Origin of the sequence: Ensifer sp. Root1252 (genome assembly GCF_001425885.1) — a bacterium.
In the GTDB taxonomy this organism is placed as follows: Bacteria; Pseudomonadota; Alphaproteobacteria; order Rhizobiales; family Rhizobiaceae; genus Ensifer; species Ensifer canadensis.
The window spans coordinates 134,032-149,376 of the sequence record NZ_LMDT01000034.1; the positions used below are offsets into that span (position 1 = coordinate 134,032).

At 61.3% G+C, this 15,345-nt stretch carries 17 protein-coding genes; 5 read left to right on the forward strand and 12 right to left on the reverse strand.

What is annotated here, in order from left to right; translation table 11 throughout:
- Positions 1–58: 58 nt before the first annotated feature.
- The 4 genes from ASD02_RS27435 to ASD02_RS27450 form a co-directional block, all read right to left on the reverse strand.
- Positions 59–1,030, reverse strand: coding sequence for a beta-ketoacyl-ACP synthase III (locus tag ASD02_RS27435; protein ID WP_057211437.1), 972 nt, complete (start codon positions 1,028–1,030; stop codon positions 59–61).
- Positions 1,031–1,034: 4 nt separating this feature from the next.
- Complete coding sequence (gene plsX / locus ASD02_RS27440; RefSeq protein ID WP_025426534.1) at positions 1,035–2,093, reverse strand: phosphate acyltransferase PlsX; 1,059 nt, start codon at positions 2,091–2,093, stop codon at positions 1,035–1,037.
- 201 nt (positions 2,094–2,294) lie between these two features.
- The gene (locus tag ASD02_RS27445) at positions 2,295–2,846 is read right to left on the reverse strand and encodes a DUF177 domain-containing protein (RefSeq protein WP_025426533.1); all 552 of its coding nucleotides are present in this window, start codon (positions 2,844–2,846) and stop codon (positions 2,295–2,297) included.
- Positions 2,847–2,944: 98 nt separating this feature from the next.
- The gene (locus tag ASD02_RS27450) at positions 2,945–3,484 is read right to left on the reverse strand and encodes a ubiquinol-cytochrome C chaperone family protein (RefSeq protein WP_025426532.1); all 540 of its coding nucleotides are present in this window, start codon (positions 3,482–3,484) and stop codon (positions 2,945–2,947) included.
- 138 nt (positions 3,485–3,622) lie between these two features.
- Here ASD02_RS27450 and ASD02_RS27455 point away from each other — a divergent pair, with 138 nt between their 5' ends.
- Positions 3,623–4,129 (forward strand): outer membrane protein assembly factor BamE, encoded by a 507-nt coding sequence (locus ASD02_RS27455; protein ID WP_025426531.1) that lies wholly within the window; start codon positions 3,623–3,625, stop codon positions 4,127–4,129.
- Between the two features lie 70 nt (positions 4,130–4,199).
- On the opposite strand, the gene ASD02_RS27460 is transcribed toward ASD02_RS27455, so the two are convergent.
- The 4 genes from ASD02_RS27460 to ribH all read right to left on the reverse strand — a co-directional run bounded on the left by ASD02_RS27460 (position 4,200) and on the right by ribH (position 8,712).
- A complete protein-coding gene (locus ASD02_RS27460; RefSeq protein ID WP_025426530.1) occupies positions 4,200–6,335 on the reverse strand; it encodes a sodium-translocating pyrophosphatase in 2,136 nt (711 codons plus the stop codon).
- Between the two features lie 199 nt (positions 6,336–6,534).
- Complete coding sequence (locus ASD02_RS27465; RefSeq protein ID WP_038576864.1) at positions 6,535–7,740, reverse strand: MFS transporter; 1,206 nt, start codon at positions 7,738–7,740, stop codon at positions 6,535–6,537.
- 31 nt (positions 7,741–7,771) lie between these two features.
- Positions 7,772–8,254: a transcription antitermination factor NusB gene (gene nusB / locus ASD02_RS27470; protein ID WP_025426528.1), complete on the reverse strand. Its 483-nt coding sequence runs from the start codon at positions 8,252–8,254 to the stop codon at positions 7,772–7,774.
- Complete coding sequence (ribH, locus tag ASD02_RS27475; RefSeq protein ID WP_025426527.1) at positions 8,251–8,712, reverse strand: 6,7-dimethyl-8-ribityllumazine synthase; 462 nt, start codon at positions 8,710–8,712, stop codon at positions 8,251–8,253. The genes nusB and ribH overlap by 4 nt, the downstream gene beginning before the upstream one ends.
- Before the next feature lie 278 nt (positions 8,713–8,990).
- On the opposite strand from ribH, the gene ASD02_RS27480 reads away from it, so the two are divergent.
- The 4 genes from ASD02_RS27480 to ASD02_RS27495 all read left to right on the forward strand — a co-directional run bounded on the left by ASD02_RS27480 (position 8,991) and on the right by ASD02_RS27495 (position 11,595).
- On the forward strand, positions 8,991–9,704 hold the full coding sequence (locus ASD02_RS27480) for an HAD family phosphatase (RefSeq protein WP_057211439.1): 714 nt from the start codon (positions 8,991–8,993) through the stop codon (positions 9,702–9,704).
- Positions 9,705–9,875: 171 nt separating this feature from the next.
- Positions 9,876–10,376, forward strand: coding sequence for a cupin domain-containing protein (locus tag ASD02_RS27485; RefSeq protein ID WP_025426525.1), 501 nt, complete (start codon positions 9,876–9,878; stop codon positions 10,374–10,376).
- 33 nt (positions 10,377–10,409) lie between these two features.
- The gene (locus ASD02_RS27490) at positions 10,410–10,988 is read left to right on the forward strand and encodes a GNAT family N-acetyltransferase (protein WP_025426524.1); all 579 of its coding nucleotides are present in this window, start codon (positions 10,410–10,412) and stop codon (positions 10,986–10,988) included.
- Between the two features lie 256 nt (positions 10,989–11,244).
- Complete coding sequence (locus tag ASD02_RS27495; RefSeq protein WP_025426523.1) at positions 11,245–11,595, forward strand: hypothetical protein; 351 nt, start codon at positions 11,245–11,247, stop codon at positions 11,593–11,595.
- Between the two features lie 83 nt (positions 11,596–11,678).
- On the opposite strand, the gene ASD02_RS27500 is transcribed toward ASD02_RS27495, so the two are convergent.
- Genes ASD02_RS27500 through glyA form a run of 4 tightly spaced genes read right to left on the reverse strand, consistent with a single transcriptional unit; the run spans position 11,679 to position 15,206 of the window.
- A complete protein-coding gene (locus ASD02_RS27500) occupies positions 11,679–12,299 on the reverse strand; it encodes a riboflavin synthase (RefSeq protein WP_025426522.1) in 621 nt (206 codons plus the stop codon).
- The gene (gene ribD, locus ASD02_RS27505) at positions 12,299–13,408 is read right to left on the reverse strand and encodes a bifunctional diaminohydroxyphosphoribosylaminopyrimidine deaminase/5-amino-6-(5-phosphoribosylamino)uracil reductase RibD (RefSeq protein ID WP_025426521.1); all 1,110 of its coding nucleotides are present in this window, start codon (positions 13,406–13,408) and stop codon (positions 12,299–12,301) included. Before ribD ends, ASD02_RS27500 begins: the two co-directional genes overlap by 1 nt.
- An 18-nt stretch (positions 13,409–13,426) precedes the next feature.
- The gene (gene nrdR, locus ASD02_RS27510) at positions 13,427–13,900 is read right to left on the reverse strand and encodes a transcriptional regulator NrdR (RefSeq protein ID WP_003529310.1); all 474 of its coding nucleotides are present in this window, start codon (positions 13,898–13,900) and stop codon (positions 13,427–13,429) included.
- A gap of 10 nt (positions 13,901–13,910) precedes the next feature.
- Positions 13,911–15,206: a serine hydroxymethyltransferase gene (gene glyA / locus ASD02_RS27515; RefSeq protein WP_025426520.1), complete on the reverse strand. Its 1,296-nt coding sequence runs from the start codon at positions 15,204–15,206 to the stop codon at positions 13,911–13,913.
- Positions 15,207–15,345 lie beyond the last annotated feature (139 nt).

Below are 15,345 nucleotides of genomic sequence, written 5' to 3' on the forward strand. Positions count from 1 at the left end.
ACCGAAGACTATTGCCCTTGCCTTTTGCGGTCAAGCGCCTGCGTTGCCTCAGCATTTTTTACCAGCGTATCAGAACGGAGCCCCATGTGAAGCCACCCCCCATGGCTTCAAGCAGAACGAGATCGCCCTTCTTGATCCGGCCGTCCGCCGCCGCGGTGTTCAGAGCCAGCGGAATGGACGCGGCAGAGGTGTTGCCATGGAGATCGACTGTTACCACAACCTTATCGAGCGGGATGCCGAGCTTCTTGGCCGAACCATCGATGATACGGCGGTTGGCCTGGTGCGGCACGAGCCAATCGATGTCTTCCGCCGTCGTTCCCGTGGCCTCGAAGGCGGCCTCGATCACGTCGGTGATCATGCCGACGGCATGCTTGAAGACTTCGCGGCCTTCCATCTTGAGATGGCCGACGGTACCCGTTGTCGATGGTCCGCCATCGACATAAAGCTTTTCGCGATGCGCACCATCGGAGCGCAACTTGGCAGTGAGCACGCCGCGATCGGCAATCGTGCCCTCGCCTTTCTGGGCTTCCAGGATGATCGCGCCAGCGCCATCGCCGAAGAGCACGCAGGTCGTGCGATCGGACCAATCGAGAATGCGTGAGAACGTCTCGGCACCGATCACCAGAACACGCCTTGCCAGCCCACCACGGATATAGGCGTCCGCCGTCGTTACCGCGTAGATGAAGCCCGAACAGACCGCCTGCAGATCGAAGGCCGCGCCATGGTGCATGCCGAGCCGGTTCTGAATGTTGACCGCAGTTGCCGGAAAGGTGTTGTCTGGCGTTGACGTCGCCAGAATGATCAGGTCGAGATCAGCCGCCGTCAGCCCGGCATTGTCCAGTGCTGCGCGTGCAGCGGCCTCGCCAAGCGACGCCGTGGTTTCGCCTTCGCCGGCGATGTAGCGCTGGCGGATGCCGGTGCGCTGCACGATCCACTCGTCTGACGTATCGACCTTGGATTCCAGCTCCTGATTGGTGACAATGCGCTTCGGCAACGCTGCACCGAAGCCGCGAACGACGGAACGGATCATTTATTCAAACCTCATCATTCATGCCGGCGGGAAGCGCGCTCGGCGGCTCGGCGCCATGGTACTTCGCCAGATCGATCTCGATCTTCGCCTTCAGGCCATTTTTCACCATGTCATAGCCGACGTCGATAGCGGCCGCAAAGCCCTCGCCATCGGCGCCACCATGGCTCTTGATCACGACACCATTGAGGCCGAGAAAGACGCCGCCATTAACCTTGCGCGGGTCCATTTTTTCGCGCAGGCGGTCGAAGGCACCTTTGGCCAGGATGTAGCCGATCTTGGCCATCAGCGTGCGCGACATGGCCGCGCGGAGATATTCGGCGATCTGTCGCGCCGTTCCTTCGGCGGCCTTGAGCGCGATATTGCCGGAGAAGCCCTCGGTGACAACTACGTCGACGGTGCCGCGTCCGATATCGTCGCCTTCGACGAAACCGTAATAATCGAAGCCTTCGATATTGGCGTCACGGATGAGGCGCCCGGCTTCCTTGACTTCTTCCTGGCCCTTGATTTCTTCGACGCCGACATTGAGCAGGCCGACGGTCGGGCGTTCTATCTCGAACAACGCTCGTGCCATGGCGCCGCCCATCAGCGCGAAATCCATGAGCTGCTGCGCATCGGCACCGATGGTGGCGCCGACGTCGAGCACGATGCTCTCGCCCTTGAGCGTCGGCCAGATCGCGGCGATCGCCGGGCGCTGGATGCCCCGCATCGTGCGCAGGCAGAAGACCGACATGGCCATCAGCGCGCCGGTATTGCCGGCCGAGACGACGACGTCGGCCTCACCGGCGTTGATCGCATCGATCGCCCGCCACATGCTCGACTTGCCGCGGCCGCGCCTCAGCGCCTGGCTCGGCTTCTCATCCATGGCGACTGCGATCTCGCAATCGTGGAAGGTGCTATTGGCCTTGAGCTTGGGGTGTTTGGCCAAGATATCAGCGCATTGCGCTTCTATGCCGAACAGGACAAACCTTATGTCCGGATGACGTTCAAGCGCCCGTGCGGCGCCCGGGATGACGACTTCAGGACCATAGTCGCCGCCCATCACGTCAAGAGAAATTCTGACCACGCGTGTCTTATCCTTTTTTCCTGCCACACAACACGTGCTGCCGTGGCGCACGCTTTCGAACGCAACGACGATACATATTGCTTCTGACGCTTGAGCCAGGCACGCGGCAGGTCGCTGCGGCGGCTCATTTGGCCGGAGTCGGGCCAAAATACTGCTTTTCGCCCGCGTGACAACCGAATTGTAGGGGAGGCTTTGGCGGCCTCAGTCCTTTTTCCAGTCCTTCAGCGCTGCAAACGGGTTCGGCTTCTCGTCGTCGGCCGCCGTGCTTTCGATGCGCGCACCGAAAGTCACGCCCGGTTTGCGCGGATAAGGTTCGATCGCCAGCGCCACATGCTCGCTGACGACGACGCCGGCATCGATCGTGTCGCCGGTAAAGGTATCGGGGATATCGGGGCCGTCGGGGCTGAGGATCATCTCACCGCCATCATTGCTGGCCTGGCGGGCGAGCCTCGATCCTTCCGGTACGAGGATAGAATCGATGGATTCCTTGATATCGGCCTCGACTGGCTCGAGGGTCACGACGCAGGACTGCACGATCCGAGCGGTAACGTCACCCTTGATCTTGACACCGTCCTTCTTCCAGCGCGCGATCTGCAGATCCGCTGAAAGCGACAGGACTTCGCGCACATCCCAGAGTTCGGCAAGCGCTTGCCGTTCGCTCTCGTTTGCCGAGAGCCGCACGGTCACGGCATTGGCCGAGATATGCCCGACCTTCACCGGGTAGGAGAATGCCGGTCGGCTATCGTCTTTCATGATCAGATCCTTCCTCGCGCGGGCGCCGTTGCCGGCACGCTCTTCGCGGATAGTGCCGCACGCCAGGTTCAAGGGCGCACGGGCATCGATGGCGTCTCTTACTCTCCGGCGGTGGGGATGCGCAACTGGCCGGTTTCGACGCGCTCTTCCGGTTCAGTCGCGAGCCGCTCCTCGACAGAGAGGAGATAGGCAGCCAGGCCATCCATCCCCGGCTCACCCTGATCGCCCTTCGGATAGAAGTTACGCTTCAGCGCCGCAGCAAGCGAGGACGCATCTCGACCTTCGAGTGCCGCCGCATAGGATTCGAGCCGGCCATAGAACATTCCGGCCAGCTTCTTCATCTTCTTCGGCACGCCGGCATCACCGACGCCAAGCTCGCGGATCGAATGGTCGACATCCTCGAAGAAGGCGTCGACGATCTCCTGAGCGATCTCCTGGCCGGCGCGCGCCGACCCGCGCGTGCGCCGGAAATAAAGGATCAGCACGGCCGACAGCATCTCGAAACGCCCCATCACCGTGTCGGGCACGTCGAGGTCCGTATAGAGGTGCGGCTGACGTGCCGCCGCGGTCAACAATGCATATTGCCGTTCGACAATCGCAATATTGCCGCTTTTTCTTTTGAACAGTCCAAAAATCATCACAAAGCCCAGCTTTGGCTTTCTCGAAATGCGCGCAAGCGCCCATGACGTTGTTGCATGATAGCCGAAGCTGGTTTACCGAAGCATGCACGAATTGCAATGGCGGATATGCCATCGTTACTCCAAAGGGAGCTGTCGTTGACGAAGCGGTTTTTCAGAACAAATTTGAAGGTCCTAGGCCGAGTTGCGGCCGTAGCGACTGTTAGCACCATTGCTCTCTCCGCCTGCCAGTCCGCTAATGTCGGTGAAGTTCTCCACCAGGGTTATGTGGTTGACCAGGAAACGCTAAATCTCGTTCCGGTCGGTTCCAGCCGTGAACAGGTCATGCTTTCGCTCGGCACACCGTCGACGACCGCGACCTTCGACAACGAGGTATTCTACTACATCTCGCAGACCCGCAAACGGCCTGTCGCGTTCATGAAGCCGCAGCTCGTCGACCAGTCGATTCTTGCCGTCTATTTCGACAAGGAAGGCACGGTCAGCCAGCTCGCGCACTACACGCTCAAGGACGGCAAGGTCTTCGACATGCTGACGCGTACGACGCCGACCGGCGGCAAGGAAACGAGCTTCCTCGGCCAGTTGCTGACCGGCCCCGGCGCCGGACAGGCTGCAGCGCGAAGCCTGTTCAAGGACTTCGGCAACTAAGTTCACCCGATCGCAAAGAAAAGGCCCGCGGAACGATGTTCCGCGGGCCTTTTGCGTTTTGGGGATAGGATCAGGCAAGGACTGCCAGAAGCAGCAACGCCACGATGTTGGTGATCTTGATTGCCGGGTTCACCGCGGGGCCTGCCGTATCCTTGTAGGGATCGCCGACAGTATCACCGGTCACCGACGCCTTGTGCGCTTCGGAGCCCTTGAGGTGCCGAGTGCCGTTCTTGTCGACGAAACCGTCCTCAAAGCTCTTCTTGGCGTTGTCCCAGGCGCCGCCGCCCGAGGTCATCGAGATCGCCACGAACAGGCCATTGACGATCACGCCAAGCAACGACGCGCCAAGTGCCGCGAAAGCGGATGCCTTCGAGCCGGACAGCAACAGCACGCCGAAATAGACGACGAGCGGCGCCAGAACCGGCAGCAGCGACGGAACGATCATTTCGCGGATCGCCGCCTTGGTGAGCAGGTCGACCGCGCGACCATAGTCCGGCTTTTCCGTGCCGGCCATGATACCCGGCTTTTCGCGGAACTGGCGGCGCACTTCCTCGACGATCGAACCTGCCGCACGCCCGACGGCCGTCATCGCGATGCCGCCGAAGAGATAGGGAATGAGGCCGCCGAAGATCAGTCCGGCAACGACATAGGGGTTCGAGAGATCGAAGGAGATCTGACCGACATCAGCGAAGTACGGATATTTGTCGCCATTGGCGGCAAAGTAGCTGAGGTCGTTGGCGTAGGCCGCAAACAGAACCAGCGCGCCGAGCCCGGCCGAGCCAATGGCATAGCCCTTGGTTACGGCCTTCGTCGTATTGCCGACGGCATCGAGCGCGTCGGTAGACTTGCGCACTTCCGGTGGCAGATGCGACATCTCCGCGATGCCGCCCGCATTGTCCGTCACCGGACCGAAGGCGTCGAGTGCAACGATCATACCGGCAATGCCAAGCATCGCGGTTACGGCAATCCCGGTGCCGAACAGGCCGGCCAGTTGGTAGGTCGAAATGATGCCCCCGACAATGACAATCGCCGGCAATGCCGTCGATTCCAGCGAGACTGCAAGGCCCTGGATGACGTTCGTGCCGTGACCGGTGACCGACGCCTGCGCGATGGAGTTCACCGGGCGCTTGTTGGTGCCAGTGTAGTATTCGGTGATGACCACGATTAATGCGGTGACCACGAGGCCGAGGATACCGCACAGGAACAGGTTCCAGCCGGTAATATCCTGGCCCGCGACGGTGCCGATCGAACCCCAGCCGATCGTCAGCGATGTGGCCGCACCCAGGCCGACGATCGACAGCGCACCCGTCACGATCAGGCCGCGGTAGAGAGCGCCCATGATCGAGTTGTTGCTGCCGAGCTTGACGAAGAAGGTGCCGATGATCGAGGTGATGATGCAGGTCGCGCAAATCGCCAGGGGGTAAGCCATCACGGTCGAGAGCACTGGCGTGCCGGCAAAGAAGATTGAAGCCAGCACCATGGTTGCGACCACCGAGACAGCGTAGGTTTCGAACAGGTCGGCCGCCATGCCCGCGCAGTCGCCGACATTATCGCCGACGTTGTCGGCAATCGTCGCAGGGTTGCGCGGATCATCTTCCGGGATTCCGGCTTCCACCTTACCGACGAGGTCGCCGCCGACATCAGCACCCTTGGTAAAGATGCCGCCGCCGAGACGGGCAAAGATCGAGATCAGCGATGCGCCGAAGCCGAGCGCCACCAGCGCGTCGATCACTTCACGCGAACCGGGCTCGTGACCCAGACCTGCTGTCAGGATGAGGTAATAGACCGATACGCCGAGCAGGGCGAGGCCTGCGACGAGAAGGCCGGTGATCGCGCCGGATTTGAAGGCAATATCGAGGCCGGATGCGAGGCTGACCGAAGCCGCCTGCGCGGTGCGCACGTTTGCGCGAACGGAAATGTGCATGCCGATGAAACCGGCAGCGCCCGAAAGCACTGCCCCAACGAGAAAGCCGAACGCGGCTGCGGAAGAAAGTAGAACCCAGGCGCCGATGAAAACGACGACGCCGACGATGGCAATGGTTCTGTACTGACGTGTGAGATAGGCCTGCGCCCCCTCACGAATGTAGCCTGCGATTTCTTGCATGCGGGCGTTCCCCTGGTCGGCGGCAAGCACCGACCGTGTTGCCCAGATGGCATAAGCCACCGCGAGCAACCCGCATGCGATAACGCCCAACAAAATGGTCATTTCGCATTACCCTCCGTTTCAACCCGCGGACTCACTCCCGGCCGCAGGCCCCTCAAATCCGCGAATCACGCACCACCTCCTCAAGCAGCACCCCTCACGGCGCGGCCAGAGTGCGGTTGCAACGAAAGATCGTCAAGCCCCGGAAAACTAACTACCGGCGGACCTTTGCGAACGGAAGATTTTGGAGAAAAGCGGTGGCTCAGGCCGCAACGCTGGGACGAGTACGCATCAGCAAGAAGAGCAGAAGAAGGCAGACTGATGTCACCGGCCAGACGACGGCGTTCAGCATATCCCAGCCATAGACCGAGAGAACCTTGCCAGAGGCAAAGGACGAGAGCGCGACGGTGGTAAAGAGGATGATGTCGTGGAAGGCCTGCACCTTGTCGGCCTCTTGTGGGCGATAACTGCCGGCAACAATGGCGGTCGAGCCGATGAAACCGAAATTCCAGCCCAGACCGAGAAGCACCAGAGCGCCCCAGAAGTTCCAGAGTTCCAGACCCATGTGGGCGACGGCCGCGCAGGCCATGAGCAGCAGCAGCCCGCAGGCGACGATGCGCTCGGCGCCGAAGCGTGTGATCAGCCACCCCGTAAAGAAGCTGGGCGCAAACATTGCGAGCACGTGCCACTGGATGCCGAGCGTGGCAAGCTCGGTGGAAAAGCCGCAGCCGACGACCATGGCGACCGGTGCACCGGTCATCATGAATGTCATCAGCGCGTAGCTGGATATGCCGCAGACCATGCCGGTGATGAAGCGTTGGTTGCGAACGATCTCACTGAGCGAGCGGGCGGCCTGGCCATGATGCTCGCTAGCCACGGTCCCCTGCTCCGGCAGACGCAATGGCGCGAAGAAGAATGCGGCCAGCAGGCAGACCGGCAGCAAGGCGATGAAGGCCCCGACAAAGGCAACGGGCGCGAAGAGATCACCGGCGAAAATGACGATCTGTGGGCCGAGAATCGCGGAAACGATGCCGCCGCCCAGGATCCACGATATCGCCTTCGGTTTGTAGAAGGACGGCGCAGCATCGGCGGCCGCGAAGCGCAGCTTTTGTGTAAACCCGTTGGAGGAGCCGAGAATGGCAAGACCGAAGGCAAAGAGCCAGAAGCTCTCGCGGAACAGCGCAACCGCGGCGATTGCGGCGCCTACCGACGCAATCCCGGTGCCGACCATGAAGGCGAAGCGTCGGCCGATGAGGCGCGAGAGCGTTGCCACGAGAATGACACCGAGCGCCATGCCGACGTTGTAGGCAGTCAGAGGTGCTGTCGCCAGCGACTTGTCGTCTGCCAGCAATTGATAGCCGGCAACGCCGCCGACGGCAAAACAGATCGGGCCGACGACGCCAAGGATCGCCTGCGCCGCCGTTAGAAGGAAAACGTTGCGGCGCGCTTCGCGAAGGGCAGAGCCCATATCATCGACGGCAGCCGCAACCATGGCCGCGCTACTTCTTGGGTTCGCCGCGAACCTGCCGGGCAATTCGGTCAAGAACGGCGTTCACCAGCTTCGGCTCGTCGTCTCCGAAGAAAGCCTTGGCAATTTCGACATATTCGGTGACGATCACCGCAACAGGCACGTCCTTGCGCTCCAGCATCTCGAATGTCCCGGCGCGCAAGATGGCACGAACGGTGGAATCGAGCCGCGACAGCGCCCAGTCGTCCTGCAATGCCGAGCCGATCAGCGGGTCGAGCTTGCGCTGATCGCGCACGACGCCTGCAACGATCGAGCGGAACCAGGACGCATCAGCCTTCAGATAGGTATCGCCGTCCAGTTCCTGGCCGAGGCGGTGCATTTCGTATTCAGCGACGACTTCGAGCACGCCGGTGCCGCCGATATCCATCTGGTAGAGCGCCTGCACGGCCGCGAGACGCGCCGCGCCGCGTTGGTTAGCCTGTTTCAACGGCTGATCCGAGGGGGTGTTCGTCACTGTTCCGTGCCCAATTTGTTCTTCAGTTCAATCATCGTCAACGCAGCGCGCGCTGCAAAGCCGCCCTTGTCGCCTTCCGACCGGCGCGCCCGCGCCCAGGCCTGATCATCATTTTCGACCGTCAGGATGCCGTTGCCGATGGCAAGGCTTTCGCTGACGGCGAGGTCCATGATCGCACGCGAGGATTCGTTCGCGACGATATCGAAATGATAGGTCTCGCCGCGAATGACCATGCCGAGCGCGACGAAGCCGTCGTAGCCCGTGCCGCCGTCGTCCGCGCCATCGAGCGCCATGGCGATTGCCGGCGGGATTTCGAGTGCGCCGGGAACTGTCACGATATCATAGGTCGCGCCGGCTGCATCCAGCGCATGTTTGGCGCCATCGAGCAACGCGTCGGCCATATCGTCATAGAAGCGTGCTTCCACAATCAGGATGTGGGCAGCCTTGGTCTTCGCCATGGGTCACCTGTCTTGAGATTTCTGCGCCGGTGCGACCGGCTGAGGCGGCGGTCAAACCATGACCGGCGTCGAATGGCAAGCAAATTCCGCTCTCGGCGCCCTTTTGCCGCGTCGCACGCCGGTAGCGCCCTGCCCGCTCCAGATGGGGCGGTACGCTTGTGTCACGCTTGAGGGGGTAGCCAGGCGTTGCCGACAATGACAATAATCAAACCTTACACAACGCCTGGCCGGAGAGAAAGCCGGCCCGGACAATGGAAGTCGAGCGAAGGTTGTCCCTAATGCATGATGTCGATCCGTCGATATCTATTCGTCTGCCCAGTATGCCTCAGGCCGTCGTCTTCGACATGGACGGCCTGCTCTTCGATACCGAGGCACTCTATCGCGACGCGATGCTTACGACTGCGCAGGCGCTCGGGCAGATCATGCCGCTGTCGCTTTATCTCGCGACCATAGGGCTTTCCGGCGAAGCGACGCGACAATCACTCAGCAGACATTTCGGAGCAGACTTCGATCTCGACGGGTTTTGGCGGCAGGCGTCCGCCACCTTCCATACCCTGACAACGACCGAACTGCGGTTGAAGCCGGGTGTGGTCGAACTCATCGACCTATTGGAAGACCTCGGCATTCCCTTTGCGATCGCCACATCGTCAGAGCATCACGATGTCGAGCGAAACCTCGGCCTTCATGGATTGTTCGACCGCTTCCCTGTCGTCGTCGCTCACGGCGACTACCAACTGGGCAAGCCGCATCCCGAACCTTTCCTGACGGCTGCTCGGCGGCTCGATGTCCCGCCCGAGCTTTGCCTTGCGCTTGAGGACAGCCATAACGGCGTGCGCTCGGCATCATCGGCCGGCATGATGACGATCATGGTGCCGGATCTGCTGGCGGCAACGGAAGAGATCCGCAGCCTTTGCGTCAATGTCGCCGCCCACCTCGGCCAGGTTCACCACGCGCTCCTCAACCATTCGCGAGGCGCCCATGCCCCTGCCTGAAGACAGAATTGCCACGCGCCTTTCTTCACGTTTCGAATGCAAATTTTCCCGTAAGAACGAATGGCCGCCGCCGGACACCTGACCGATTGTCGGCAGACCAAAAATCAAGCGCGACACGGAGGAGCCACTAAGGTCGCCCCGTGCGACGCCGATAGCGCCAGGGAGGAATACATGGCGGACACCAACAAACCCATCATCAACCCGAGGGATCTTGCCCTCGACCATTGGTCGGAAGGCACGTTTTTCGAGTCACGCGACGCGTCTTTCGGCGGCCGGCTGGGGCTGAAAGACCTAGGCATCGGCTATGGCGAAGTGCCACCGGGCAAATCCGGTTGCCCGTTCCACAACCATCATGTGGAAGAGGAACTGTTCGTCATCCTCGAAGGCGAAGGCACCTATCGGTTCGGCGCCGAGCGCTACGCTGTCGGGCCTGGGGACATCCTGGGCGCACCTGCCGGCGGCCCCGAGACGGCACACCACCTGATCAACACCGGAACCGTGCCGCTCAAATATCTCTCCATCTCGACGATGGCCGCAACCGAGATCTGCGAATACCCGGATTCCGGAAAGTTTCACGCCAGGACGCGCACGGCCGGCGGCGAACGCCGGTTCCAGTTCACCGGCAGGCCTGAAAGTGCCGTCGACTACTGGGACGGCGAGCCCGGCATCTGATCCCCTTTCCAAACCAATAGCAGTGGATAAAACATGCACAGTGTTCCTATCATCGAGACCGAACGCCTGGTCCTGCGTCCCTATCGACGTGACGACTTCACGGCCTATGCCGCCCTGTTTGCCGACAGTGAGGTAACGCGTTTCGTCGGCGGCGTTCCCTACACGCGAGAGCAGTCCTGGACGCGGTTCCTGCGCCAGGTCGGCATGTGGCACTATTTCGGCTTCGGCTTCTTCGCCATCCAGGATCGAGCGACCGGCACCTTTCTCGGAGAAGCGGGTTTTCATGACGTTCATCGGCTGATCACGCCATCGCTCGAAGGAACCATGGAAACCGGATGGGCGCTTTCGCCCAAGGCACATGGCCAGGGGCTTGCAACCGAGGCTGTTACCGCCGCGCTCGAATGGGCCGACCGACAGTTTCCGAAGTTGCGGAAGACCTGCATCATCGATGTCGGCAACAATGCTTCGATCCGCGTCGCAGAAAAGCATGGCTTTAAGGAATTCTGGCGCACGTCCTATCACGGAACCCATGTGATCATGTTTGAACGGCAACGACCGCTTGCTGGTGCCACGGCCCATTTGGGGCAAATGCCTGCGAATTTGGCAACGTAAACAATCCTGAATTGCCAAACGCCTAGATCGCAAGTAAGGTTGCTGGGCCTCGGGTGGAGGCGAATTATAACCTTAGGCAACACCACCTGATCAGTCGACGTCCAACAAATTTCGCTGCGGGTAAGTCACCCGTAATACAGCCCGCTGGCGACTGCCATGCGCATCCCCAGCAGGCCCGCCAGAAACCCGCACTGGGTAATATGTTCGGGTATCAGGTTACCGGTTACTGCGCCGCAAACAACCAGGGAGCATGACCATGAATCGCATTGCCAAGCTATCAATCATTGCTGCTTTCTCTTCCCTCGCCTTCGCAGCTATCCCCCACGCTCAAGACGCCAAAATGGAATGGCCGGCTGAAATCGAGAAGACGGTGCAAGAGTTCAAGGGAGACAACTTCACCATCGTCGATGTCGGTACGCTGAGCGAACAAGATCAGACACGCATGTGGATCGAGCATGCGACGCCAGAACAGCGCGCCGCCTTGCAAGCGGCGGTCAACAGCAACGCTGGATTAGCCGCCGCGCTGAAGGCCAAGAACGTCGAAATGGGCAATATAGCGGGCGCTGTGCAGAGTGCCAACGGAAGCCTCACCCTATACGTGCGTTGAACCGCGCGCGGTCAACCTAAAAAGGTGCACCATCTCCACATTCGAGGTGGTGCACCTTGTCGGGTCTCGGCGGCTGCGATCGCCTATTCAGCCTTCGGCGCGGGAAACTCCGCAAGGCGGGCGGCGTAGCGCGCCATCGTATCGACTTCGAAATTGACGAAATCGCCAGCCTGGCGTTCGCCCCAGGTCGTCACCTCAAGCGAATGCCGGATCAGCAGCACGTCGAACTCGGCGCCATCGACCTTGTTGACTGTAAGCGACGTGCCGTCCAGTGCGACGGACCCCTTGGGCGCAACGAACTTGGCCAGATGCGCTGGTGCACGCAACCGGAACCGGACAGCATCACCTTCAGATTCGATCGAGAGAATCTCGGCCTTGTCGTCGATATGACCGGAAACGAGATGGCCGCCGAGTTCATCGCCGATCTTCAGTGACCGCTCGAGATTGATGCGTGTGCCCTTCTTCCAGCCGGCTATGGTCGTCAGCCGCAACGCCTCCTCCCATGCCTCGACCTCGAACCAGCGCTCGTTGCTGCCACCATCAGGCAAAGCCGTGACCGTCAGGCAAACGCCGGAATGGGCGATGGACGCCCCCATGTCGATGGTCTTCGGATCGTAATTGGTGGCGACGCGCAGCTTCACGCCTTCCTTCAGCGGCGTAACGGCGTCAACGGTACCGATATCAGTGACAATGCCTGTGAACATCAGTTCTCTCTTTCGTATTCTTCGAAAAGGTCGTCGCCGTATCGTGCGGAATTGACGAGCGTGAAGCCGGCAGGAACGGACTTCCGATCAAATGGGGACGCGATACCGTTTTCGCCAATCTGTTGCGGACCGGTATAGATCTGGATGCGATCGACGAGGCCACTCTCCAGGAAAGCACGAGCGGCAACGGCACCACCCTCGACGAGCAGCGAGGAAATGCCGCGAGAACCGAGCGCTGTCAGCAGATCGGCGACCGATCCGGTTTCCAGCACCTCGACACCGGCGGCCTCCAACGCCGCGCGGCGGCCAGCCCGGTCGCCAGCCGGCTCCAGTTCCGGTTGCCCCGACGGCTCGCCGGAGACGACAATCAGCGGGACATCGCGTGCTGAGCGCACGAGCTTCGATCCGGGAGAAAGGTCCAAGCGTCGATCGAGAACGATGCGGACGGGCGAGCGGTCTTCAAGTCCGGGAAGACGCACGGTCAATTCCGGATCGTCGGCGGTCGCCGTACCGATGCCCACCAGGATCGCGTCGCTTTGCGCCCTGAGGATCTGAACCTGCGCCCTGGAAATCGGACCGGTAATACGGACCTGTCCAGCCCCTTTGCGGCCGATCATGCCGTCGGCAGAAATGGCAAGCTTGAGAGTCACATGCGGACGTTTGCTGACCTGCCGCATGAGATAGGCTTCGAGCGCGCGATGCCCCTCCTCCGGCAGTAGGCCGATATCGACCGTGATTCCAGCATCGCGCAAACGCACGACGCCGCGGCCGGCAACGCGTTCATCGGGGTCGAGGATCGAGATGACGACACGGGCAACGCCGGCGGCGACAAGCGCATCGGCGCAGGGCGGCGTCTTGCCGTGATGCGAGCACGGTTCGAGGGTGACATAGGCGGTCGCGCGCCGCGCCCGTTCTCTGGCTTCGGCAAGCGCCTGGGCTTCCGCATGCGGACGACCGCTGCTGGCGGTTACCGCCCGTCCGACGACAATGCCATCCTTCACGATCAGGCAGGCGACCGATGGGTTTGTGGATGTCTGTCCGAGATGATGGCGTGCCAGCCGCAGCGCCGCCGCCATAAACCTCTCGTCCTCACGGGTGGGATTGGCCATGGCGATCCGGGCGCTTTCCTATTCGCCGGGGTCGCGCGCAATCTTGGCGCTGATCTCGGCGATGACCTTCTCGAAATCTTCGGCGTGGGAGAAATCCCGATAGACCGATGCGTAGCGGACGAAAGCGACATCGTCGAGGCTCTTCAGCGCTTCCAGCACCTGCAGGCCGATCTCTTCCGAAGGGATCTCGGTCTCGCCGGAGCTTTCGAGCCGTCGCACGATGCCGGAAACTGCCCGCTCGATGCGGTCGCGATCTACAGGGCGCTTTCTCAGTGCGATCTCGAAAGACCGCAGTAGTTTGTCCCGGTCGAAAGGCACCTTCCGACCGGTCTTCTTGATGATCATCAGCTCACGCAGCTGCACCCGTTCGAAGGTCGTGAAGCGACCACCGCAATCCGGGCAGATACGGCGACGACGAATGGCGTTGCCGTCCTCTGCCGGACGGCTGTCCTTCACCTGGCTGTCTTCGGAACCGCAATAGGGGCAGCGCATGATGAGCCGATCACATGTAGCCGTACATCGGGAAGCGTTCGGTGAGCTTCATCACCTTCTCGCGCACACCCGCTTCGACGGCAGCATTGCCTTCGTCGGAGTTGGCGACCTTGAGGCCGTCGAGCACTTCGACGATCAGTTCACCGATTTCCTTGAATTCGGCTTCCTTGAAGCCACGCGTCGTGCCGGCCGGAGTGCCGAGACGGACACCCGACGTGACGAACGGCTTTTCGGGATCGAACGGGATGCCGTTCTTGTTGCAGGTGACATAGGCGCGGCCAAGGGCTGCCTCGGCGCGCTTGCCGGTCGCGTTCTTCTTGCGCAGGTCAACCAACATCAGGTGGTTGTCGGTGCCGCCGGAAACGATGTCGAGGCCGTTCGCCTTGAGCGTCTCTGCAAGCGTGCGGGCGTTGTTGACGACCTGGGCCGCATAGTCCTTGAAGGACGGCTGCAGCGCTTCGCCGAAGGCAACGGCCTTGGCGGCGATGACGTGCATCAGCGGGCCACCCTGGAGACCCGGGAAGACCGCCGAGTTGATCTTCTTGGCGATATCCTCGTCATTGGTCAGGATCATGCCACCGCGCGGGCCGCGCAGCGACTTGTGTGTGGTCGTCGTTGCAACGTGGCAATGCGGAACCGGCGACGGATGCTGGTCACCGGCAACGAGGCCGGCAATGTGCGCCATGTCGACCATCAGATAGGCGCCGATTTCGTCGGCGATCTCGCGGAAACGCTTCCAGTCCCAGATGCGGGAATAGGCGGTGCCGCCGGCGATGATCAGCTTCGGCTTATGCTGGCGCGCTTTCTCGGCGACGGCGTCCATGTCAAGCAGGTGATCGCTCTCGCGAACGCCGTAGGAAACCACGTTGAACCACTTGCCGGACATGTTGACCGGCGAGCCGTGCGTCAGGTGACCGCCCGAATTGAGGTCGAGACCCATGAAGGTGTCGCCTGGCTGCAGGAGTGCCAGGAACACGGCCTGATTCATCTGCGAGCCGGAGTTCGGCTGCACGTTGACGAACTTGGCACCGAAGAGCTTCTTGGCACGCTCGATCGCCAATTCCTCGGCGATATCAACGAACTGGCAGCCGCCGTAATAGCGCTTGCCCGGATAGCCCTCGGCATATTTGTTGGTCATGATCGAGCCCTGGGCCTCGAGCACGGCGCGCGAAACGATGTTCTCGGAGGCGATCAGTTCGATCTCGTGGCGCTGGCGACCCAGCTCCTTTTCGATCGCACCGAAGATTTCCGGATCGCTGTCGGCGAGAGAGCGGGTGAAGAAGGCATCATTGTTCTGTGCAAGCATCGGGCGAGGCTCCTCTCAAAGGTGGCAGTTCTTTAGCTTCCTCGCACGGCGAGAGCAATATCCGCTGTGCGGTTTGCGTCATTTCCCCCATCTGCCGCGCCTAAACATCGCAGCCATGGACCAACGAAAAAGCCGCACT